The sequence below is a fragment of the Actinokineospora sp. PR83 genome (genome assembly GCF_021056305.1).
Classification (GTDB): Bacteria; Actinomycetota; Actinomycetes; order Mycobacteriales; family Pseudonocardiaceae; genus Actinokineospora; species Actinokineospora spheciospongiae.
Genome location: NZ_JAJCXD010000042.1, coordinates 13,730 through 34,578, shown reverse-complemented (window position 1 = coordinate 34,578; position 20,849 = coordinate 13,730). Strand labels below are relative to the sequence as shown.

General features: G+C 73.8%; 23 protein-coding genes. 19 read left to right on the top strand and 4 right to left on the bottom strand.

Annotated features, from left to right (window positions below; genetic code table 11):
• Positions 1 to 9: 9 nt before the first annotated feature.
• From rimO to L6E12_RS16005, 7 genes are all read left to right on the top strand, one after another.
• Positions 10 to 1,479 carry a 30S ribosomal protein S12 methylthiotransferase RimO gene (rimO, locus tag L6E12_RS16035; RefSeq protein ID WP_236228717.1) on the top strand — a complete coding sequence of 490 codons (1,470 nt, stop codon included), beginning with the start codon at positions 10 to 12 and terminating at the stop codon, positions 1,477 to 1,479.
• 167 nt (positions 1,480 to 1,646) lie between these two features.
• A complete protein-coding gene (gene pgsA, locus L6E12_RS16030; RefSeq protein WP_308074918.1) occupies positions 1,647 to 2,186 on the top strand; it encodes a CDP-diacylglycerol--glycerol-3-phosphate 3-phosphatidyltransferase in 540 nt (179 codons plus the stop codon).
• A complete protein-coding gene (locus L6E12_RS16025) occupies positions 2,183 to 2,692 on the top strand; it encodes a CinA family protein (protein WP_236228716.1) in 510 nt (169 codons plus the stop codon). Before pgsA ends, L6E12_RS16025 begins: the two co-directional genes overlap by 4 nt.
• A gap of 230 nt (positions 2,693 to 2,922) precedes the next feature.
• A complete protein-coding gene (locus L6E12_RS16020) occupies positions 2,923 to 3,381 on the top strand; it encodes a helix-turn-helix domain-containing protein (protein WP_236228715.1) in 459 nt (152 codons plus the stop codon).
• Positions 3,382 to 3,753: 372 nt separating this feature from the next.
• Positions 3,754 to 4,596: a PspA/IM30 family protein gene (locus tag L6E12_RS16015; RefSeq protein WP_236228714.1), complete on the top strand. Its 843-nt coding sequence runs from the start codon at positions 3,754 to 3,756 to the stop codon at positions 4,594 to 4,596.
• A gap of 27 nt (positions 4,597 to 4,623) precedes the next feature.
• A complete protein-coding gene (locus tag L6E12_RS16010) occupies positions 4,624 to 5,481 on the top strand; it encodes a hypothetical protein (protein ID WP_236228713.1) in 858 nt (285 codons plus the stop codon).
• A gap of 228 nt (positions 5,482 to 5,709) precedes the next feature.
• The gene (locus L6E12_RS16005) at positions 5,710 to 6,993 is read left to right on the top strand and encodes a solute carrier family 23 protein (RefSeq protein ID WP_308074917.1); all 1,284 of its coding nucleotides are present in this window, start codon (positions 5,710 to 5,712) and stop codon (positions 6,991 to 6,993) included.
• On the opposite strand, the gene L6E12_RS16000 is transcribed toward L6E12_RS16005, so the two are convergent.
• On the bottom strand, positions 6,968 to 8,014 hold the full coding sequence (locus L6E12_RS16000) for a quinone-dependent dihydroorotate dehydrogenase (protein ID WP_236228711.1): 1,047 nt from the start codon (positions 8,012 to 8,014) through the stop codon (positions 6,968 to 6,970). The genes L6E12_RS16005 and L6E12_RS16000 overlap by 26 nt on opposite strands.
• Before the next feature lie 33 nt (positions 8,015 to 8,047).
• On the opposite strand from L6E12_RS16000, the gene L6E12_RS15995 reads away from it, so the two are divergent.
• Together L6E12_RS15995 and L6E12_RS15990 are read left to right on the top strand one after the other, a co-directional pair.
• Entirely contained in the window at positions 8,048 to 8,851 is an 804-nt protein-coding gene (locus L6E12_RS15995; protein WP_236228710.1) for a hypothetical protein, read from the top strand.
• Positions 8,852 to 9,372: 521 nt separating this feature from the next.
• On the top strand, positions 9,373 to 9,822 hold the full coding sequence (locus L6E12_RS15990) for a hypothetical protein (RefSeq protein ID WP_236228709.1): 450 nt from the start codon (positions 9,373 to 9,375) through the stop codon (positions 9,820 to 9,822).
• Positions 9,823 to 10,196: 374 nt separating this feature from the next.
• Here the strand turns inward: L6E12_RS15990 and L6E12_RS15985 are convergent, their stop codons facing one another.
• Positions 10,197 to 11,048, bottom strand: coding sequence for a DNA-formamidopyrimidine glycosylase family protein (locus tag L6E12_RS15985; RefSeq protein WP_236228708.1), 852 nt, complete (start codon positions 11,046 to 11,048; stop codon positions 10,197 to 10,199).
• Positions 11,049 to 11,069: 21 nt separating this feature from the next.
• Entirely contained in the window at positions 11,070 to 11,951 is an 882-nt protein-coding gene (locus L6E12_RS15980) for a ParA family protein (protein WP_236228707.1), read from the bottom strand.
• 34 nt (positions 11,952 to 11,985) lie between these two features.
• On the opposite strand from L6E12_RS15980, the gene L6E12_RS15975 reads away from it, so the two are divergent.
• The 5 genes from L6E12_RS15975 to L6E12_RS15955 all read left to right on the top strand — a co-directional run bounded on the left by L6E12_RS15975 (position 11,986) and on the right by L6E12_RS15955 (position 16,514).
• On the top strand, positions 11,986 to 12,699 hold the full coding sequence (locus tag L6E12_RS15975) for a bifunctional 2-polyprenyl-6-hydroxyphenol methylase/3-demethylubiquinol 3-O-methyltransferase UbiG (protein WP_236228706.1): 714 nt from the start codon (positions 11,986 to 11,988) through the stop codon (positions 12,697 to 12,699).
• A 30-nt stretch (positions 12,700 to 12,729) separates the two neighbouring features.
• A complete protein-coding gene (locus L6E12_RS15970; RefSeq protein WP_236228705.1) occupies positions 12,730 to 14,004 on the top strand; it encodes a DNA polymerase IV in 1,275 nt (424 codons plus the stop codon).
• A 175-nt stretch (positions 14,005 to 14,179) separates the two neighbouring features.
• Positions 14,180 to 15,118, top strand: a complete 939-nt coding sequence (locus L6E12_RS15965; RefSeq protein ID WP_236228704.1) for a hypothetical protein — start codon at positions 14,180 to 14,182, stop codon at positions 15,116 to 15,118.
• A 185-nt stretch (positions 15,119 to 15,303) separates the two neighbouring features.
• Complete coding sequence (locus L6E12_RS15960) at positions 15,304 to 15,735, top strand: ATP-binding protein (RefSeq protein ID WP_236228703.1); 432 nt, start codon at positions 15,304 to 15,306, stop codon at positions 15,733 to 15,735.
• Entirely contained in the window at positions 15,732 to 16,514 is a 783-nt protein-coding gene (locus tag L6E12_RS15955) for a SigB/SigF/SigG family RNA polymerase sigma factor (RefSeq protein WP_236228702.1), read from the top strand. The genes L6E12_RS15960 and L6E12_RS15955 overlap by 4 nt, the downstream gene beginning before the upstream one ends.
• A 54-nt stretch (positions 16,515 to 16,568) precedes the next feature.
• Here the strand turns inward: L6E12_RS15955 and L6E12_RS15950 are convergent, their stop codons facing one another.
• A complete protein-coding gene (locus L6E12_RS15950) occupies positions 16,569 to 16,865 on the bottom strand; it encodes a WhiB family transcriptional regulator (protein ID WP_236228701.1) in 297 nt (98 codons plus the stop codon).
• 187 nt (positions 16,866 to 17,052) lie between these two features.
• Here L6E12_RS15950 and L6E12_RS35405 point away from each other — a divergent pair, with 187 nt between their 5' ends.
• The 5 genes from L6E12_RS35405 to L6E12_RS15925 all read left to right on the top strand — a co-directional run bounded on the left by L6E12_RS35405 (position 17,053) and on the right by L6E12_RS15925 (position 20,833).
• Positions 17,053 to 17,364, top strand: coding sequence for an STAS domain-containing protein (locus tag L6E12_RS35405; protein ID WP_236228700.1), 312 nt, complete (start codon positions 17,053 to 17,055; stop codon positions 17,362 to 17,364).
• 66 nt (positions 17,365 to 17,430) lie between these two features.
• On the top strand, positions 17,431 to 18,060 hold the full coding sequence (locus L6E12_RS34395; protein ID WP_236228699.1) for an ATP-binding protein: 630 nt from the start codon (positions 17,431 to 17,433) through the stop codon (positions 18,058 to 18,060).
• Between the two features lie 43 nt (positions 18,061 to 18,103).
• On the top strand, positions 18,104 to 19,444 hold the full coding sequence (locus tag L6E12_RS15935; RefSeq protein WP_236228698.1) for a PP2C family protein-serine/threonine phosphatase: 1,341 nt from the start codon (positions 18,104 to 18,106) through the stop codon (positions 19,442 to 19,444).
• A 4-nt stretch (positions 19,445 to 19,448) separates the two neighbouring features.
• Entirely contained in the window at positions 19,449 to 20,507 is a 1,059-nt protein-coding gene (locus L6E12_RS15930) for a B12-binding domain-containing protein (protein ID WP_236228697.1), read from the top strand.
• Positions 20,504 to 20,833: an STAS domain-containing protein gene (locus L6E12_RS15925; RefSeq protein WP_236228696.1), complete on the top strand. Its 330-nt coding sequence runs from the start codon at positions 20,504 to 20,506 to the stop codon at positions 20,831 to 20,833. The genes L6E12_RS15930 and L6E12_RS15925 overlap by 4 nt, the downstream gene beginning before the upstream one ends.
• Positions 20,834 to 20,849: the final 16 nt, after the last annotated feature.

Sequence of the window (20,849 nt, the reverse complement as noted above, 5' to 3'; positions counted from 1 at the left end):
CCTTTGGTCGTGTCTTCTCCGTCCACGTCACGTCGTGTCGCCATGCTCACCCTCGGTTGTGCCCGCAACGAGGTCGACTCCGAAGAACTCGCGGGCAGGCTGTCGGGCGGTGGGTGGGAACTGGTCGACCTCGACGGCGGCGCCGACGCGAGCCCGGACGTGATCGTCGTCAACACGTGCGGGTTCGTGGAGTCGGCGAAGAAGGACTCGGTCGACACCCTGCTCGCCGCCGCCGACACCGGGGCCAAGGTCGTCGCGGTCGGCTGCATGGCCGAGCGCTACGGCACCGAACTGGCCGACAGCCTCCCCGAGGCCAGCGCCGTGCTGGGCTTCGACCACTACCCCGACCTGGCCGAGCGCCTCGGCGAGGTGGTCGCGGGCCACGCCGTCGCCTCGCACGTGCCGGTCGACCGGCGCACCCTGCTGCCGATCAGCCCGGTCGAGCGCCAGGCCGCCTCCGCCGAGGTCACCGTCCCCGGGCACGCCTGGGGGCCGCGGATCGAGCGCAAGCGCCTCGACGACGCCCCGGTGGCCTCCCTCAAGATCGCCTCCGGCTGCGACCGGCGCTGCTCGTTCTGCGCGATCCCCTCCTTCCGCGGCTCGTTCGTCTCCCGGCTGCCCGGGGAGATCCTCGCCGAGGGCGCCTGGCTGGCCGCCCAGGGCGTGCGCGAGGTGGTCCTGGTCAGCGAGAACTCCACCTCCTACGGCAAGGACCTCGGCCGCGAGCACGCCGGGGAGCGGGCGCTGGAGGCGGTGCTGACCGGCCTCGCGGCCATCCCCGGCATCGACCGGGTGCGGGTGTCCTACCTGCAACCCGCCGAGACCCGGCCCAACCTGGTCCGCGCCATCGCCACCACGCCCGGCGTCGCCGACTACTTCGACATGTCCTTCCAGCACTCCAGCGAGACCGTGCTGCGCCGGATGCGCCGCTTCGGCGACACCGACTCGTTCCTCAAGCTGGTCGGGCAGATCCGCGAGCACTCGCCCGCCGCGGGCATCCGCAGCAACTTCATCGTCGGCTTCCCCGGCGAGACCGAGGCCGACGTGGCCGAGCTGGTCCGGTTCCTCACCGAGGCCCGGCTCGACGCGGTCGGCGTGTTCGGCTACTCCGACGAGGACGGCACCGAGGCGGAGAACCTCCCCGACAAGCTCGACGCCGACACCGTCACCGCCCGGGTGGCCCGGATCTCGGCGCTGGTGGAGGAGCTGACCACCCAGCGCGCCGAGGAGCGGATCGGCTCCGAGGTGGTCGTGCTGGTCGAGCGCCCCGACTCCGAGGACGAGGACTGCGCGGGCCGCGCCGCCCACCAGGCCCCCGAGGTCGACGGCGAGTGCGTGTTCGTCAGCGGCGACCTGCTCGACGTCACCGACCTCGCCGTCGGCGACCTGGTCCGCGCGCGCGTGGTCGACTCCGAGGGCGTGGACTTGGTGGTCGAGCCGCTCGAGGTGCTCCCGCGCGTCGCCCCGGACTCGCCGTGAGCGCCGCGGCGACCGGGGGCCCCGGGGAGGCGGTGGAGGGTCCGGAGTGCACCGAGTCACCCGCGGGACCCGCCGACCTCGCCCAGCCGGTCGCCGCGGCCGTGCCGGAGCACCACGCGCCCGGCCTGCCGGAGCCGACGCAGGTCCCGGTGCTCAACATCGCCAACATGCTCACCGTGTCCCGGCTGCTGCTGGTGCCGGTGTTCCTGGCGGCGCTGTTCACCGAGGACGGCGCGGACACGTTCTGGCGGCTGGTCGCCTGGGCGATCTTCGCGGTCGCCTCGGTCACCGACCACGTCGACGGCAGGCTGGCCCGCAAGCACGGGCTGATCACCGACTTCGGCAAGATCGCCGACCCGATCGCGGACAAGGCGCTCACCGGCTCGGCCCTGGTCGGGCTGAGCCTGCTCGGCGACCTGCCGTGGTGGGTCACCCTGGTGATCGCGGTCAGGGAGATCGGCGTCACGCTCCTGCGGTTCTGGGTGATCCGGCACGGGGTGATCCCGGCCAGCCGGGGCGGCAAGGCCAAGACGCTGGCCCAGGTCCTGGCAATCGGGCTGTTCCTGCTCCCGCTGCCGCCGCTGTTCGCCCCGTTCAACTGGGCGGTCATGGGCATCGCGGTGGCGCTCACCGCGGTCACCGGCGTCGACTACGTCATCCGCGCGATCCGGCTGCGCGCCAGGGGCAAGCGCGCCCTGGTCACGTGACCGGGCTCGGCCTGCTGCCGGGACTGCCCCCCGAGGCGGTGGCCGCGGTCGTCGCCGCGCTCCGCGCCCGGGGTGAGACGGTCGCCACCGCCGAGTCGCTGACCGGCGGCCTGCTGACCGCCGCGCTGACCAGCGTGGCGGGCTCCAGCGCCGTCGTCCGCGGCGGCCTCGTCGTCTACGCCACCGACCTCAAGGCGACCCTGGCGGGCGTGGACGCCGACCTGCTCGCCGAGCGCGGGCCGGTGGACCCGGACGTCGCCGTCGCCCTCGCGGAGGGCGCGCGGCTGCGCTGCGCGGCCACCTACGGCGTCGGGCTCACCGGCGTCGCGGGTCCCGGCCCGCAGGACGGCAAGCCGGTCGGGACGGTGTACGCGGCACTGTCCGGACCGGACGGAACGCTGCTGTCGTCGCCGGTAGCGACCGGTGGCCGGGAAGAAGTTCGCTCGGTTGCCGTGCGTGCCGCCCTTGACCTGATCGCCCGTGCGGTCGGTACCCTTTCCGGGTGAGGACCCATTCACTGTCGGTGGCGTTCCGCGCGCGATGCGTGCGGGGTGCGGGCGTGGTACCCCGGGAACATTCCGGGTTCACCACTCGTTCGCTCTTGGCGGACTACCCGTGAAGTCGCTGCGCTGTGTCGGTGCCTCTCGGTAACGTTGTCTGTGTGACAGCCAGGTGCGGTTCCCGCTTCGACCGGGAGCGGCGCTCGGACTGAGGTCCCGAGGAAGGGAGGTGCGCGATGACCGTGCTGTTGCGCGAGGCGATCGGTGATCGGCTCCGACACGCCCGCACCAACCAGCAGCGCACGCTGCGGGAGGTCTCCCGCTCCGCGCGGGTCAGCCTGGGCTACCTCTCGGAAGTCGAGCGGGGTCGCAAGGAGGCGTCCAGCGAGCTGCTGGCGGCCATCTGCGACGCCCTGGAGCTGCCGCTGTCGGAGCTGCTGCACCACGTGGCGTCCGACATCAGCGCGCTGACCTCGGTGGAGGACGGCGTGCCGCAGCGGGTCGGCGCCGAGCCGGTGGACGCGGTGGACGCCGCCAAGGGGCCCGCGGGCCCCCGCGCGTCGGCCGAGGGCGGCAGGCTTGTGCCCGCCGTCGTCGGCGAGAACCTGGCCGACCTGCGGTTGCAGCCCGTGCTCGCGCACCGGCTCGACACCACGCTGGGCGGCGCCAGGGCCGGGGCGGTCTTCGCCGCCTGACCCCCACCCCACGAGCACCGGCGCAGGCCCGGGCACCCGCACGCGGCGGGCGCCCGGGCCTGCGCCGCACCCGCCACGTCTCGGTTCGGCGTGGATTCCCCCGTTCGACCCGGCCGCGCGCCGATCATCGGGGACAATCGTCGGCGTGCCAGGACCGGGGGCGACCCCGAGGTGGGCCCGTGTTCTCAGGGTGATCCCTGAATTACGCCGGGTCCGGTGGAACGGTCCCGGCGCACCTGACACGATGGGACGCACAGCCACGATGGAACCCATGACGACGCCGGGACGTTGCCGTTTCGCGGACGACAGGTGCGCAGAGTGTGGCAGCGCTGAACCAGTGGACCGGCAGTACGAAGAAGGCAGGCGGAGGAGATGGCCAACCCGTTCGTGAAGTTCTGGAAGTACCTGATGGCGTCGTTCTCGTCGAAGATCGACGAGCACGCCGACCCCAAGGTGCAGATCCAGCAGGCCATCGAGGAGGCCCAGCGCCAGCACCAGGCCCTCTCGCAGCAGGCCGCCTCCGTGATCGGCAACCAGCGCCAACTGGAGATGAAGCTCAACCGCCAGCTCGGCGAGGTGGAGAAGCTCCAGTCCTCGGCCCGGCAGGCCCTGGTGCTCGCCGACGAGGCCCGGAGCAAGGGCGACGAGCAGAAGGCGACCCAGTTCGAGAACGCGGCGACCTCGTTCGCCACCCAGCTCGTGACCGCCGAGCAGGGCATCGAGGACCTCAAGACCCTGCACGACCAGGCCCTGCAGGCCGCCGCGCAGGCCAAGCAGGCCGTCGAGCGCAACGCCATGGTGCTGCAGAACAAGCTGGCCGAGCGCACCAAGCTGCTCAGCCAGCTCGAGCAGGCCAAGATGCAGGAGCAGGTCTCCAGGTCGCTCAACCAGATGAGCGAGCTGGCCGCGCCGGGCAACACCCCCTCCCTGGAGGAGGTCCGCGACAAGATCGAGAAGCGGTACACCACCGCCCTCGGTTCCGCGGAGCTGGCGCAGAACTCGGTGCAGGGCCGGATGATGGAGGTCCAGGCCTCCACCACCGAGATGGCGGGGCAGTCGCGGCTCGACCAGATCCGCGCCTCGATGTCCGGCGGCGCCGTCGCGGGCCAGGTCACCGGTGGGCAGGCGGCGTCCGCGCCGACGGCCAACATCCAGAACGAGATCGCCCAGCGCGTCGCGCAGGAGCAGCGGGCGAACCCGCAGGCCGGGTCCTGACCCGCTGACGAGTCGGTGAGGTGAACGATGGGGTCACGGAGGGACGAGCTGCGCAAGCTCGGCGGCGAGTTCGTCGACCGCCACCTCCGTGACCTCCGTTCCGCACCGGCTCCGGGGACCGGCAGGGAGATCACCCGAGGCATCGGCCGGGAGATCAGCAGCGCCCTCCGCGAGCACGTGGGCGAGCAGATCCGGGGTGTGCTCTCCAACCGGCGCGACCCCAGGGCCAAGGCGCTCCGCGAGCGCAGGCGGGCCGCCATGGTCGCCAAGGGCTGGGCGGGCACGACCGCGGCGACCGGGGTCGGTGCCGCCGTGGTCGACGTGGCCGTCGCCGCGCCGGGGGCCAGCCTGCCGCTGCTGGTCGGCGGCGCGGTCGTCTCCGGCATCGCCACCGCCTTCTCCGGGGTGAAGTCCTGGCGGCTGCACCGCGCGCCGCTGCCCGAACCCGCGCCCGTCCCGGTGTCGCTGCCCGGCCGCTCGTCGGCCGCCCGCGAACCCATGCGCGCGCTGGCCGAGGCCCAGGACGCCCTGGCCGAACTGCTCACCCAGCTCAGCCGCGCCGCCCTGGTGCCACCGGACTCCGTCGAGCACGCCCGCCACTCCGGTGCCGAGGCCGCCGCCGCCCTGCACGGCGTCTCCGCCCAGCTCCAGGCGGTCGAACGGGCCCGCGACCACGCCCCGGCCGCCGACCGCGCCCACCTCTCCGAGGGCGTCCGGGCGCTGCGCCGCCAGCTCGACGACGGCGTGGAGGGCTACCGCGGCCTGGTCTCCGCCGCGGGCCGCGCCCTCGCCGCCACCAGCACCTCCGCTCCCCGCGAGGGCCTCACCGACGCCTCCGACCGGCTCTCCGCCCTGGCCCTGGCCCTGCGCGACCTCTCCGGCTGACCAGCGCGCCCGAGCGGTGTCCGCACCCGCCCGACACGGCGCTGTCATCCCTGCCCCAGCCCGCGGTGACGAGCCGTAGCGCACCCCGGTGGGGCCGCGGTCCCGCGGCCCGGCGCTGCGGCCATCGGTGTGAACATCACGGTGTCGTATCGACTGATCGACTACGTGCTGTGGCACCATGCACGGCATCCGGTCGGGGGCACCGGGGGGTGGAGGGGCGAGTTGACGGTGTGGTCCGTGCACGGGGACGGTCGTCGCCTCCGTGACGGCGAGGTCGTCGCGCCCGACGAGCGGCTGAGCTGGCCGCTCACCATCGGCCTCGGGGTGCAGCACGTCGCCGCGATGTTCAGCGCGACCGTGCTGGTCCCCGCCCTCACCGGCTTCCCGGCCACCACCACGCTGCTGTTCTCCGGCCTGGGCACCCTGCTGTTCCTGGTGATCACCCGCAACCGCATCCCCAGCTACCTGGGCTCCTCCTTCGCCTTCGTCGCCCCGCTGGTCGCCGCCGTCAACGAGAGCCCGGCGGCCAAGCTGGGCGGGGTGCTGGTCGCCGGGCTGCTGCTGATCGGCGTCGGCGTCGCGGTCAAGGCGCTCGGGGTGCGGCTGCTGGAGTCGGTCATGCCGCCGGTCGTCACCGGCGCGGTGGTCGTGATCATCGGCCTGAGCCTGGTCCCCAGCGCCACCGGCAACTTCGGCGAGCAGCCGCTGATCGCCCTGGTCACCGTGGCGGTCATCACCGGCTGCACGGTCGTCGCGCGCGGCCTGCTGTCGCGGGTGTCGATCCTCGTCGGGGTGCTCGCGGGCTGGATCACCGCGGCCGTCGCGGGCGGCATCGACCCGGACAAGGCCGACCGGCTGGGCGCCTCGGCCTGGCTCGGGCTCCCGGAGTTGCAGAGCCCGCAGTTCCGGCCGACGGTCATCCTGGTCGTCATCCCGGTCGTGCTGGTGCTGGTCGCGGAGAACGTCGGGCACGTCAAGGCGGTCGCCGCCGTCACCGGCCGCAACCTCGACGGCAGCGTGGGCGACGCGCTCATCGCCAACGGCCTGGCCACCGCGCTGGCGGGCGCGGGCGGCGGCTCCGGCACCACCACCTACGCCGAGAACATCGGTGTCATGGCCGCGACCAGGGTGTACTCCACCGCCACCTACGTGGTGGCGGCCGCGGCGTCGGTGCTGCTGTCGCTGAGCCCGAAGTTCGGCGCGCTGATCGACACCGTGCCCTCGGGCGTGCTCGGCGGGGCATCGGTGTTGCTCTACGGGATGATCGCCCTGGTCGGCGTGCGGATCTGGCAGGAGAACCGGGTCGACTTCGCCGAGCCGGTCAACCTGACCGTGGTGGCCGTCGCGGTGGCCGCGGGCGTCGGCAACCTGACCGTCACCCTCGGCGGGATGACCGTCGACGGCATCGGCTGGGGTTCGATCGCGGTGGTCGCCGCGCACCCGCTGCTGCGCTGGCTGCGCCGCCGCGGTCGCGGCGGCAGCGACCTCAGCGCCCGTCGACCGCGCGGTTGACCGCCCGCACCAGCGGCGGACCGGAGTAGACGAACCCGCTGTAGAGCTGCACCAGGCTGGCGCCCGCGTCGAACATCCGCAGCGCGTCGTCGGTCCGCATGATCCCGCCGACGCCGATCACCGGCAGCGCCCCGCCGGTCTCCGCGGTGACGAACGACACGACCTCGCGCGCCCGCTCGGTCAGCGGCCGACCGCTCAGCCCGCCCGCCTCGTCCTCGCCCGCCCGCACGTCGGCCGGGTCCAGCCCGCCGCGCCCGAGCGTGGTGTTGGTGGCGATCAGCCCGGCGACCCCGTGGTCGGCGCAGACCTGGAGCACCTCGGCGACCGCGTGGTCGGTGAGGTCCGGCGCGATCTTCACCAGCAGCGGGGTCGGCGGCAGCTCGTCGGCCAGCGCGAGGGTCTCCCGGCGCAGCTCGCCCACCAGCTCGTCGAGCTGCGCCCGGTCTTGGAGCCCGCGCAGGCCGGGGGTGTTGGGGGAGCTGACGTTGACGGCGAAGTAGTCGGCGAACCCGTGCAGGGCACGCAGCGAGTACCGGTAGTCCTCGACGGCCTCGGCCACGGGGGTGACCTTCGACTTGCCGATGCTGATGCCCAGGGGGATGCCCGGCGGGCCGAGCCTGCGCAGCGTCGCGGCGAGCGCGTCGGCGCCGTGGTTGTTGAACCCCATCCGGTTGATGATCGCCTCGCTGGCGACCAGCCTGCGCAGTCGCGGCTTCGGGTTGCCCGGCTGCGGGTGCCGGGTGACCGTGCCCACCTCGACGAACCCGAACCCCATCCCGCGCCACGCCCGCAGCGCCACCCCGTGCTTGTCCATCCCCGCGCCCAACCCGACCGCGCCGGGGAACCGCACGCCGAAGACGGTGCGCCCGCGCCGGGGGCCGAAGACCTTGGCCAGCGCGTCCACTGCCGGGGGGACCGCGCCGAGCTTGCCCAGGCCGTCGAGCACCCGTTCGTGGGCGGTTTCGGGGTCGCCTCCGCCGAGGCGGAACAGGACGGTGCGCGCGAGCTGCCGGTAGACCACGCGGCCATCGTGTCACGGTGGATGATGGACCCCGTGACCGACGCCGACGACCTCTACGCGCTCCCCCGGGAGGAGTTCGTCGCCGCCCGCCGCGCCCTGGCCCGCGCGGCGAAGGCCGCGGGCGACCCCGCCCGCGCGGCCGAGATCGAGCGCCTGGCCAAGCCCACCACGGCGGCCTGGCTGGTCAACCGGCTCGTCCGCGACCACCCGGACTCGGTCACCGACCTGCTCGACCTGGCCGCCGACCTGCGCGCGGCGCACACCAGCGGCTCCGGCGCGGACCTGCGCACGCTGACCAGGCGCCGCACCGAACTCTTGGCCGACCTGGTCCGCACGGCCGCCGACGGTGCGTCGCCCAGCGAGGCGGTCACCCGCGAGCTGGAGGACGTGTTCACCGCCGCGATCACCGACGAGGCCGCAGCGGCCCGCTTGGCCGAGGGCCGGGTGACCACCGCCAAGGACTTCGTCGTCGCCGAGGTCTGGCCCGGCCTGTCGATCGCCCCGCAGCCCGGCGGGGACCGATCGGCACCGGCCAAGACCCCACGGAAGCCCACCGACAAGGCAGCCCTCAAGGCGGCCCGCGCCGCGGTCAAGGAAGCCGAGTCCACCCGCGCCGACGCCGACCGCGCGGCAACCGAGGCCGAGCACGCCATCACCGCGGCCGAGGACCGCGTCCGCGAGCTGAACGCCGAACTCGACGCGGCCGAACACGCCGAACTCGACGCCCGCCGCGCCCTCCAGGTCGCTCGCCGCGAGGCCAAGGCCGCCGAACGAGCCGCGGGCCAGGCCTGGCGCCGCCTCCGCCAGGTCGAGGGCACCGACGCCACCGAGGACTAGAACGGCCCGGTGGAAGACCTGACTCGTGCCGCACCGGACGAGCCCGGGGCCGCGGGTCAGGAGAATCCGGCGGCCGGGTGATGCGGAAGCCGCCTCGAAGCAAAACCGCCCAGAACAGGGCACAGCCCCCGGGCCTGCTCCCTCGCCCACGCCGAAGCGCGGAGGAGGGCCCGGGACGGACTACCCCGGGGGCCCGAGGGCTGGGTGACTGCCTGGTATTCGCCGACCACGCGCCGCGCCTACGGCACCGGGAGGACCCGGTGTCTGCCGTGGGCGGAGCCGGCAACCATCGTTGATGGGTGGTCCTTAGCGGACAGCCACCTCACGCGTCCTACTGGAATACACCGGTGGACCACCTCCTCTCTCGTGTACCTCGAATCTACGTCGCCGCGCCGCCCTCGACAACGTTTTTTCCACTCACCCGTTCGGGGGATGCTAGGGTGATCGTCCATATACAGAGCGTGTGTGAATATCACTCACCGAGCTGAATGGCGACGCTGCGGTGGTCGAGGGGGACGAGGGTGCGCGCTGCGCTGAGCAGGTCGGGTCGGTTAGCCCTCGGAGCGGTGCTCGGCGCGGCGACAGCGGCCCTGTTCTACGAGGGCATCGCCGCCGAACCCTCCCAGGCCGACCTGCCCGCCTCCCGCCCCGCCGCCGAGGTGGCCCCGGAGTCGATCCCGGCGAACCCCACCGGCGGACCCACGATCGAGGTGGTCACCACTGTCTCGGTGGTCATCTCCTCGGCCGCCCCCGGCACCACGACGATCACGACCAGCACCACCGCCACGTCGTCGTCCTCGGCCGCCGAGGCCCCACCACCCCCGGTGACGACAACGACCACCACCAAGGTGGTCACCACCACACCACCGCCGCCCCCGCCGACGACCACGTTCAAGCCGCCCCCGCCCCCGCCACCACCGCCGGTCACCACCACGACGACCAAGAAGCCCTGCGGCCTGCTCTGGTGCTGACCACCGCCTGAACCCGGGCGCAGGCAGCCGGGCCGCTGCCCCGATGGCGGGACACGAGCCACCACTCCCGACACCGCATGCTTGGCGGCCAGCCACCCGCGACCCCATCGCGCGCAGCTGCCGACCACCCCGAAAACCGCCAGCCCGGCTACGGAAATGCCCGGGTGGGTGGATGTGCTTGGGTGGGGGTGCCGATCATGTGCAAGCCTGCGTGGGCTGTGGGGCATCTTTTCGCCCCACTCGGTCACACTGGGCGCATGATCGGCGTAGGGGCCCCGCCCAAGCGGATCCACCCACCCGGGCACCACCACCAAACGACCGGCGCTTTCAAAACCACGCTGCGAGAATCCACCCACAGCACCAGAAAAACCAGCTCAGAGATACCTGACCGTGGCCCGAGGAGTCTGAGCGCGAGCACCCGGATCAGCACCTCCACGAGGCCCCGGCTGGCACACCGGGCAGAAGTAGGCCACCCGCTCCCGCACATCAGCCCCCTGCACCCCGGCCACCACAGCCCCACCGCAGCGCAGGCACGGCGTCCGCCGCCTCCCGTAGACCCACAACTCCCGCCCCCGCCGGGTGTCGCCCGTGGTGCACCGGTCGACCCGCAGCTTGTTGCGCTCCAGCAGGTCCCGGGCCAGCTCGACCGCCTCCGCCGCCGACACCGCGGACACCGGTGACCACGGCGAGACCCGCAGGATGTGGCAGATCTCCGCCTTGTACACGTTCCCGACCCCGGCCATCACCCGCTGGTCCAGCAGCGCCAACCCCAGTTCCCGAGCCGGGTCCGCGGTCAGCCGCGCCTGCGCTTCGGCGGCCAGTTCGGGACCCCACGCCGGGTCGAGCAGGTCCGGGCCCAGGTGCGCGACGAGCCGGTCCTCCTCCGCGGTGGGCACCAGCGCCATCTCGTGCAGGTTGAACCCGACGACCTGGTGCTCGGCGTTGACCAGGTGGGCGCGGACCTGGTGGGCGGGTCTGCGCCAGCGCCCCCGCGGCGCGTACACGTCCCAGGCGCCGTCCATGCCCAGGTGGCTGCGCAGGCTCAGGTCCCGGTCGAACCGGAGGAACAGGTGCTTGCCGACCGTGCGCGCGCCCACCACCACCCGGCCCGCCAGGTCCACCGTGGACAGGCGGGGGTGGCGCAGTTCACCCTTGGTCAGGACCCGGTCGAGCAGGGCGGTGCGCAGGCGCGCGGCGGTGCGGTAGACCGTGTCTCCCTCGGGCATCCCCCCAGGGTGCCACCGCGCTCAGTCGGCCGCCCGCTGCGCGGGACCGGCGGGGTCGGGATCGGTGGAGTCGGTGTCGTCGTCGTCCGGCCAGGCGATGGCCTGGTGGCGCCCGCGGCCACCGGTCCGCAGGACGCGGGCCAGCAGCAGGTTGAACGCCAGCGACACCTCCCGCGCCCCGGGGGTGTGCCACTGGTGGATGGGCATGCACGCGCCCTGCGCCTGCTGCACCGCCAGCCGGTCGGGCAGCGCCACCGGCATGACCAGCGAGCCGAAGCTCTCCCGCAGCTCGGCGATGCGGAACTGGTGCTCGTAGGAGTGCGTGCGCACCTTGTTGACCACCACGCCCAGCGGCACCAGGTTCGGGTTCTGCTCGCGGCGGGTGCGCTCGACCGCCTCGAACGCCCGCTGCGCCCCGGACACCGCGTACAGCGTCGGCTCGGTCACCAGCAGCGCGCCCTGCGCCGCCACCAGCGCCGACCGGGTCAACCGGCCCAGCGACGGCGGGCAGTCCATCAGCACCATCTGGTAGGGCAGCTCGTCCTCGGCCAGCAGCGAGCCCAGTTCGGCCAGCGCCCTGCCCAGCTTCTCCAGCCTGCGCTGCCCCGGGTCCGGGTCGTTGAGCGACTCCAGCTCCTCGGAGCCGACCATCACGTCGACCTCGTCGCTCCACCCGCTCGGGGCGATCGCGGCGCGCAGCACCGAGGGGCGGGGCGTCTCCAGCACGTCGGCCAGGGTCGCCTCGGTGTCCGCCGGGTCCAGGGTGGCGGTCGCGTTGCACTGCGGGTCCAGGTCGACGACCAGCGTGCGGGCGCCCCGGCGCAGCGCGGCCGAGGCCAGGCCGAGCACCACCGTGGTCTTCCCTACGCCACCCTTGAGGCTGAGCACTGCCACCGTTTGCACGTCCTAGACCTTAGAGTCTCTAGAGTTCCTGTCCATGCGACCGGATGCTGTTCGCCGAGTGCTCGACGCCGAGCTGACCGCCGCCCGCGACCGCCGGGGGGCGGCACCGCGCGTGCTCGACGTGGGCGCGGGCAGCGGGGTGCTGGCGGTGTCCCTCGCCGCCGACGGGTGCGCGGTGACCGTGGTGGAACCCAGCCCGAACGCGCTGGCCACCCTGCACCGCCGCGCCGTCGAGGCGGGCGTGGCCGACCGGATCACCGCCGTGCAGTCCGACAGCGACGCCCTCGCCGACGTCGCCACCCCCGGCGGCGTCGACCTGGTCCTCGCGCACGGCCTGCTGGAGGTCGTCGACGACCCGGGGACGACCCTGACCGCCCTCGCGGACGCGGTCGCCCCGGGCGGGGCACTGTCGGTCGTGGTGGCCAACCGGTTCGCCGCCGTGCTGCAGCGCGCGGTCGCGGGCAGGCTCGTCGACGCCCGCAGGCTGCTCGACGACCCCACCGGAACCCTGCGCGCGCCGGGGGAGACCCTGCTGCGCCGCTTCGACTCCGACGGCCTCACCGCCCTGCTCACCGACGCGCACCTGGTGGTCGAGGTGCTCCAGGGCCAGGGCGTGGTGTCGGACCTGGTGGGCGGGTCGGTGCTGGAGGCCAACCCGGACGCCCTGGCCGAACTGGAGGCCGCCGCCGCCCGCGTCCCCCCGCTGCGCGACATCGCCACCCGGCTGCACGCCCTGGCCCGCCGCTGACCGTCGGACCCCTGTGGTTTGCTCAGGGGCGTGGGGCGCAGCGCTGACCTGCCCAGGGGGCTGGTCGAGAGGTACAGGGCCGGACCGGGCGGCTGGCCGGAGGACACCGGCTGCCCGATGCTGCACGTCGACATGGACGCCTTCTACGCCTCGGTGGAGATCCGCGAGCGCCCGGAACTGCGCGACCGCCCGGTGGTCGTCGGCGGCGTGGGGGTGCGCGGGGTGGTGTCCTCGGCCAACTACATCGCCCGCCGCCACGGCGTCCGCTCGGCCATGCCCACCGTCCAGGCCCGCAGGCTGTGCCCGAACGCGGTGTTCCTGCCCCCGACGTTCGCCCTGTACCAGCAGGTCTCCGCGGGTGTCCTCGCCATCTTCCGCGACATCACCCCCCTGGTCGAACCGCTGAGCCTGGACGAGGCGTTCCTGGACGTGTCGGGTTCCCTGCGCAGGCTGCGCACCACCCCGGCGGGCATCGGCGCCGAGATCCGCCGCCGGGTCCACGCCGAGCACGGCATCGTCTGCTCGGTCGGCGTCGGGTCCACCAAGTTCGTCGCCAAGCTCGCCTCCGGCCTGGCCAAGCCGGACGGCATGCTGGTCGTCCCGAGGACCGAGGTCACCGCCTTCCTGCACCCCCTCCCCGTCTCCGCGCTGTGGGGCGTGGGCAAGAAGACCGCGGAGCGCCTGGTCGACGTCGGCCTGGAAACGGTCGCCGACGTCGCCGCGGCCCCCCTGCCCCGGCTGCGGCGGATGATCGGGGTCGCCATGGCCGAGCACCTGCACGCCCTGTCCCAGGGCCACGACGACCGCCCGGTGGTCCCGCGCAGCGCGGAGAAGTCGGTGGGCGCCGAGGAGACCTTCGACACCGACCACCACGACCGCGAACTGCTCCGCCGCGAACTGCTGCGCCTCGCCGAGCGCACGGCCACCACCCTGCGCTCCCGGGGCCTGCGCGGCCGCACGGTCGCGATCAAGGTCCGCTACGCCGACTTCACCACCATCTCCCGCTCCCGCACCCTCCCGGTCGCCACCGACGTCACCCAGGAGATCTACCGCACGGCGGCGCAACTCCTCGACGAGCAGACCCCGCCCGGGGCGGTGCGGCTGATCGGCGTCCGCGTGGAGCAACTGGGAGCGGGGGAGTCGGAGCAACTGGTGCTCGACGCACCGGAACAGGGCTGGCGCGAGGCCGACCAGGCCGCGGACAGGGCCCGTTCCAAGTTCGGCGACCTCGCCATCCGCCCGGCGGCACTGCTGGGCAAGGGCCCGGACCGCGCGGGCACCACAAAACCCGGCCCGGACCGCTGACCCCCACCGGACCGCTCAAGCCGGTCGCACCGCGGGTGCGGTGAACGGGTTCCGGGTGGCTGCGGCGGGCGAGGCTTCCCCGGCCGACGATCACGATTTGGCGTGCGGGCCACCCCCGCTTCACCCACGTCCGGTAGTCACCTGATCACACCCACACACGGGAGGTCCCTGCCGCATGTCCCGCCTGACCGTGCTCGCCTGCGCCTTGGCCGCGGCGAGCGTCACCCTGCTCCCCACCCCCGCCGTCGCCGCGCCGTCCGACCTCGCGCTGGCGACCCGGTGGGCGCCGATCCACTACCAGGACACCGACTCCAGCGACTACGACGCCGACTACCTCTCCCGCGTGGACTACGACGGGGACTGGAACGCGGTCAACAACTGGGAGAACCAGTCCGCCGACGTCAACCGGCTCAAGGGCGCCGTCTACTACAGCGTCGTCGAGACCGGGACGCACTGGTTCCTGACCTACGCGCTCTACCACCCGCGGGACTGGGAGGACTTCCCCGACCCGTTCGAGCAGTTCACGCACGAGAACGACATGGAGGGCCTGCTGCTGACCGTGCGCAAGGACGGGTCGACCTACGGCGCCTTCGAGGGCATGGTCACCGTCGCGCACAGCGACTTCTACTCCTACACGCCCGCGGGCAGTCCCTTCACCAGCGGTGGGGAGAGCGTGGACGGGCAGGTCGTCATGCAGACCTACAACGGTGTGGCGCACCCCACGACGTTCCAGGAGGCCAAGGGGCACGGGCTCTACGCCAAGAACGCCCAGCACGCCCCCGACGGCGACGGTGTCGTCTACTACCCGAGCGGCACCGCCGAGGCCCCGTCGTCCGGCACCGACAGCTCGGTGGGCTACCAGCTCGTGGACATGCTGGACGCCGGTGGGCTCTGGGCGCGGCGCGCGAACGCCGAGACCTACGCGAGCCCGGGCACGTTCCGGGGTGACAACGGCAAGGACAACGCCGCGAACACCTCGTGGGGCTGGGACGACGGCAACGACGGGTCGGTGCCCCGCGGTTCCGTCGCCACCGACCCCGCGCTGCTGGTCGGTACCTACTTCGGCGGCCTCGGGAACTTCTCCCGGACCTACTCGCGGAATTCTTTTCGCTGAACCGGTTTGACTCTGATCAAGTCGGGGTACCAGCTCTCGGGTCCTGCCCCCGTGAGCCCGTTGCCGTGGGGCGGGGTGGTGATGGCGCCGGTGACGGTGCGAATCCCACCCCGCTCCACCACCGTTCTGCGGAGGTCGCGCAGGGGGTACGGTCCCGGGACAGCTTGGGACGGCAGGAGGTACGCGTGTCTGAGGTCGAAACCACCCCGGTCGTCCGCGCCCACGGGGTGCGGGCCGTCGAGGTGAAGGTGTTCGCCGACGCCGAACAGGTGCCGCTGCTGCGGTCCTTCGCCGCCGACATCGCCATGCGGTTGGACTTCGACCTCGACGCCATCGAGGACCTGCGGATGGCCGTGGACGAAGCCTGCTCGCTGCTGGTGCGCGCGGCGGTGCCCGGTTCGGCGTTGGCGTGCGGGTTCGAACCGGGGGAGCAGGTGATCACCGTCCGCGTCGGCGTCGACGCCGCGGGGCCGACCCCGCCGTCGGCCGACGCCATGGGGTGGCAGATCCTGACGACCCTGGCCCAGGGGGTGACCGAACGGGTCGAGCCCGCGGGTGGGGGCCACCGCGTCACGATCGAGCTGACGTCGGGGCCCGCCGGAATCGATTCGCCATGAGCACCCGCGAGGACGCCGCGCGCGACAAGGAGGCGCGCGACGCCGCCGACATCGCGCGGTTCCGCAGGCTGGCCGAGCTGGACCCGGCCGACCCGGCCCGCGCCGCGCTGCGCGGTGAGCTGGTCGCCGACCACGTCGACCTGGCCCGCAACCTCGCCCGCAAGTTCGACCGGCGCGGCGACCAGCTCGAAGACCTCGTGCAGGTGGCCACCATCGGCCTGATCAAGGCGGTCGACCGGTTCGAGGTGGAGCGGGGCAACTTCTACGCCTTCGCCATCCCCACGATCATGGGCGAGCTGCGCAGGCACTTCCGCGACACCGGCTGGGCGGTGCGGGTCCCGCGCCAGCTCAAGGAGTTGCACGTCACGGTTGCGGCCGGGCGCAACGAGTTGAGCCAGCGGCTCGGACGCGCACCGAAGCCCAGCGAGCTGGCCGAACACCTCGGCCTCACCAAGGAGCAGGTCTACGAGGCCCTCGTGGCGAGCGCGGGCAAGCAGGGGACCTCGTTGGACGCGCGGCTGTCGGAACCCAGCGGCGACCGGTTCGGCTACGAGGACGAGCGGCTGACGGAGGTGGACAACCGCCGTGCCCTCGGACCGCTGCTGGCCGAGCTGCCCGAGCGGGAGCAGCGCATCATCGTGCTGCGCTTCTTCCGCGGGCTGAGCCAGGCCGACATCGCCCGCCGGGTGGGCGTGTCGCAGATGCAGGTGTCCCGGCTGCTGGCCAAGACGCTGGAGCGGCTGCGCGCCGCTCTCGGCGAGGACACCCTGGCAGGCTGACGCCCCCATGCCCAGATGCGGACGGGAGGGGGCCGAGGCCCCCTGGCCACCCGACTACGAGACGCGGACCTCGCGCCTGCGCTGTGCGATCAGCGTGCGCCGCTCGCCCTCGCCCATCGCACCCCAGATGCCGTACGGCTCCTGCACGGCCAGCGCGTGCTCGCGGCACTGCGCCAGCACGGGGCAGGCCCGGCAGATCTCCTTGGCGCGCTCCTCGCGGGCGTGCCTGGCCGGTCCGCGCTCGGCGTCCGGGTGGAAGAACACCATGCTGTCGGTGCCCCGGCAGGAGCCTTCGAGCTGCCAGGCCCACTCGTCGGAGACCGGCTTGGGCAGTCGGGTGATCTCGGCCATGGTGGTTCCCTCCCTAGGATCCCGCTCCGCGCCGCGGGGGTGCGACCACGACTTACCCAGGAGTTCGCCGGGCGAAACGGTTCCTCCTGGGGCAAGATCCGCCCGCCCGCGCCGGGTGCGCGCCGGGGCGCGGCACTACTGTCACGCGGGTGTGGGCGTGTCCCCATCCGCCGAGGGAAGGAACAACGTGGACATCAAGAGCGAGGGCACCGATCCGGTCGTCGTGTCGGTGACCGGCGAGGTCGACCTGGCGACCGCCCCGCAACTGGAGGCCGAGCTGTCCGACGCGCTCGCCACCCCCGGCGCCACCGGCGTGCGGGTGGACCTGGCGGGCGTGGAGTTCATGGACTCCGCCGGGCTGCGGGTACTGGTCGCGGCACTGCGCACCGCCGAGGAGGGCGGGCGGACGCTGACGCTGGCCGCCCCGCACGACCGGGTCCGCCGCATCATCGAGATCACCGGGCTCTCGGAGGTCTTCGGCCTGGCGGGCACCGCCTGACCCGCTCCCCACCAGCCGGTCCGGCCCGGTGGTTCACCGGGCCGTGAACGGGGTACACCCCCGGTCGTGGACGAGCAGGCAGTGCGGCGCGTGCCGGTGGTGCACAAGCGGGAGGTCACCCGTGGTCACGCCACCCTGTCCGGTAGGGGCCCGCGGTGGCGGGTTCCCGCGTTCGACGGTCGGAGGGCGGTGGCAGGTGCGGTGAACGGGGTGGCACCCGACAGCGGCAGGGTGCGGCGGCTGGCGACCCGGCTCCCCGCGGCCGAGTCCTCGGTCGCCGAGTCCCGCGACTTCGTGTCCGCGGCGCTGGGCTCGTGGGCCGTGCCGCGCGCCGAGCTGGGCGACATCGTGCTCGCCGTGTCGGAACTGGTGACCAACGCCATCGAGCACGGCTGCGGTGAGGTCGACGTCGAGGTCGTCCTCGTCACGGGTGTGGTCCGGCTGCGGGTCGGCGACCACTCCGCCGGGCTGCCGGTGCGCCAGGCACCCACCCTGCTCTCCGAGCGCAGTCGGGGCCTGGTGATCGTCGAGGCGCTCAGCACCGCGTGGGGCTACGAGAGCATCGCCGGGGCCGTGGGCACAGACGCGGGCAAATGGGTGTGGGCCGACTTCGCAGTCTCCGTCCCGCTCCCCGAGGCCGTCGCGGTCGCTCCCGACCGGCGGGCGGCGACGCCCGTGCCGCTGGACAACCAGTAGGCTGGGTTCCATCTCCTGGCTTCGGAGAGGGAAGCGTGGCGCGATGACCCCCGGGACCACGGGCCCGGCGACCGGCATCCCGGCCCCGCCGCTCGGTGAGCCCGGCGCGGCGACCCGGGGCGGCGACCACGGTCCGGACCGCCCCCGGCAGCACGACCAGTTGGCCGACGAGGTGACCACCGCCCTCGCCGGGTCGCTGAACCTGCGCCGCACGGTGCTGCGGCTGGCGGACCTGCTCCGCCCGCGCTTCGCCGACTGGGTCCTGGTCGTCCTCGCCGACCACCGGCTCGGCAGGCTCTCCCTGCACGGCGGCACCGACCCGACCTTCACCGACTCCGTCGCCCGCAACCCCGCCGAGGAACTCGGCGTGGGCCGCGTGCTGCGCTCCGGGCAGGGCGAACTGCTGCACGTCGCCCCCGACTCGCCCACCACCGACGGCCTCGACAGCCTCATCCCGCACGACGCGCTGCGCGCCCAAGCCGTGGACCTGCGACCCGCCGACGTGCTCGGGGTGCCGCTGACCGCGCGCGGCAGCACCATCGGCGTGCTGGTCCTGCTGCGCGGCGGCGACCGCGGCTTCCCGGCCGAGGACATCGCCCTCGCCGAGCGGGTCGCGGGCCGCGCCGCCACCGCGCTGGACTCCGCCCGCCTCTACGAGGACCGCAACCGGGTCGCCTCGGTGCTGCAGGCCGGGCTGCGCCCGCCCTCGCTGCCGCGCATCCCCGGGATGCGCATCGCCGCCGGGTTCCGCGCCGCGGCCGACCACAGCGACATCAGCGGCGACTTCTACGACGTGCACGGCCACGACGACGACTGGCTGCTCGCCCTGGGCGACGTCTGCGGCAAGGGCGTCGAGGCCGCCGTGCTCAACGGCCGCGCCCGGCAGAGCATCCGCACCGCCGTACACTTCGACCACTCACCCGCCGTCGTCCTCGGCGCGCTCAACAGCGCCCTCTACGACGACGGCGACGCCCGCTTCGTCACCGCGGTGTGCACCAGGGTCCGGCCCGGCGTCGACGGTGGGGCGGAGGTCACCGTCGCGGTCGCCGGGCACCCGCCGCCGATCGTCCTGCGCGCCGACGGCACCGTCGAGGAGCTGGAGGTGCGCGGGATCGTCGCGGGCGTGCGGCCCTCGGCCACCTACACCGAGGTCAAGGACACCCTGGCCACCGGGGACACGCTGCTGATGTTCACCGACGGCATCTACGAGGCCCGCGGCGCCCGCGGGTTCTACGGCATGGACCGGCTCACCAGGCTGCTCCCGGTCTACGCGGGCGCGGGCCCGGAGGCCGTGTGCGAGGCGGTCGAGCGGGACGTGGTGGAGTACCTGGCCGGTCGTCCGCACGACGACATGGCCCTGTTCGCGGTGTTCTGCGGGAGGTAGGGACTTGCCAGGCGGTTTCCCCGACACACCCGGCGCCCCGGACCCGGCGGCGCGGTTCGACGACGCCCTGGGCCGGGTCGACGCCGACGCCGCGGTCGGGGTGGTCGACGGCCTCCTCGACGCGGGCGCCGACCCGCTGGGGGTGCTGGTCGACGTGATCGCCGCGGGCCTGCGCCGGATCGGTGAGCGCTGGCAGCGGGCCGAGTGGACGGTCGCCCAGGAGCACGCCGCGACCGCGGTCGCGGTGGTCGCCACCCGCGCGGTCGCCCGGCACGCCGAGCGGGTCCCCGCCACCCGCGGCCACGTCGTGGTGGCCTGCGCCGAACGCGAGTGGCACGCCCTGCCCGCCACGATCATCGCCTGCGCGCTGCGCACCGCGGGCTGGGAGACCACCCTGCTCGGCGCCGCCACCCCGGCCCGGCGGCTCAGCCAGTACCTGCACGACCTGGGCCCGGACGCCGTCGCGGTGAGCTGCTCGGTGCTCGGCTCGCTGCCCGCCACCCGCCACTTCATCGAGGCGGGCACCGCCGCGGGCATCCCGGTGCTCGTCGGCGGCGCCGCCTTCGGCCCGGACCCGGTCCGCGCCCTGGCCCTCGGCGCCACCGCCTGGGCCCCCGACGCCCGCGCCGCCGTGGCCGCCGTGGCCGAACTGCCCGCGGTGGTGCCGACCGCGCCCGCGCTGCCGCAGGCGGTCACCGCCGAGCAGGCCGCCCTCGAACTGGCCCACGACCGGCTCGCCGCGGACCTGCGGGTCCGCTGGTCGCCCACCGCCGGGGTGGTGGGCACCCCACCGCTCGACGGCATCGACGGCGTGGTCGGCTCCGTGGTCGACCAGGCGCTGCACGCCACCTCCGCCGCCCTGCTCACCGGCGACACCCGGGCGCTGTCGTGGACCGCGGACTGGGCCAGGGCCCTGCTCGCCGCCCGGGGTGCCGACCCGGCCCTGGTCACCGAGCTGGGTGACCTGCTGACCGCCGCCCTGCCCGAGTTCCCGCTCGCGCTCGACCTCGTCGAACGCCACTGGGACCGCGGCCTCACCACGTCTGGACACCTGCCGACATGAACGACTTCAACCACACCGTCAGCACCGGCCCCGGGCGGGTCGTGGTCGCCGTCGACGGCGAACTCGACATGCACACGTCGGTCGAGTTCAAGCAGGTCCTGATGGACCTGGTGGCCGACGACACCGACCTGCTGGTGGACCTGTCCGGGCTGACGTTCGTCGATTCCAGCGGGTTGAGCGCGTTCATCGCGGTGCACAAGTCGACGTTGAACCACGAGCGGGCGAGCCTGCTGCTGGACCGGGTGCCGCCGTTCCTGAACCGGATCCTCGCCGTGACCGGGCTGGCCGCTGTGCTGCCGATCGCGGGGGCCCAGGCGAACAGCTAGCCGGGATCGCGCGTTC

Bases quoted from the DNA above. Each gene is read 5' to 3' on its own strand.
- L6E12_RS15985 (WP_236228708.1), bottom strand. From the start codon at position 11,048: ATGCCCGAGGGAGACACGGTCTACCGCACCGCCGCGCGCCTGCGCACC.
- L6E12_RS16020 (WP_236228715.1), top strand. From the start codon at position 2,923: ATGACCGTGCTGTTGCGCGAGGCGATCGGTGATCGGCTCCGACACGCC.
- L6E12_RS16010 (WP_236228713.1), top strand. From the start codon at position 4,624: ATGGGGTCACGGAGGGACGAGCTGCGCAAGCTCGGCGGCGAGTTCGTC.
- pgsA (WP_308074918.1), top strand. From the start codon at position 1,647: ATGCTCACCGTGTCCCGGCTGCTGCTGGTGCCGGTGTTCCTGGCGGCG.
- L6E12_RS16015 (WP_236228714.1), top strand. From the start codon at position 3,754: ATGGCCAACCCGTTCGTGAAGTTCTGGAAGTACCTGATGGCGTCGTTC.
- L6E12_RS15965 (WP_236228704.1), top strand. From the start codon at position 14,180: ATGTCCCGCCTGACCGTGCTCGCCTGCGCCTTGGCCGCGGCGAGCGTC.
- L6E12_RS15955 (WP_236228702.1), top strand. From the start codon at position 15,732: ATGAGCACCCGCGAGGACGCCGCGCGCGACAAGGAGGCGCGCGACGCC.
- L6E12_RS15975 (WP_236228706.1), top strand. From the start codon at position 11,986: ATGCGACCGGATGCTGTTCGCCGAGTGCTCGACGCCGAGCTGACCGCC.
- L6E12_RS15925 (WP_236228696.1), top strand. From the start codon at position 20,504: ATGAACGACTTCAACCACACCGTCAGCACCGGCCCCGGGCGGGTCGTG.
- L6E12_RS15950 (WP_236228701.1), bottom strand. From the start codon at position 16,865: ATGGCCGAGATCACCCGACTGCCCAAGCCGGTCTCCGACGAGTGGGCC.
- L6E12_RS15935 (WP_236228698.1), top strand. From the start codon at position 18,104: ATGACCCCCGGGACCACGGGCCCGGCGACCGGCATCCCGGCCCCGCCG.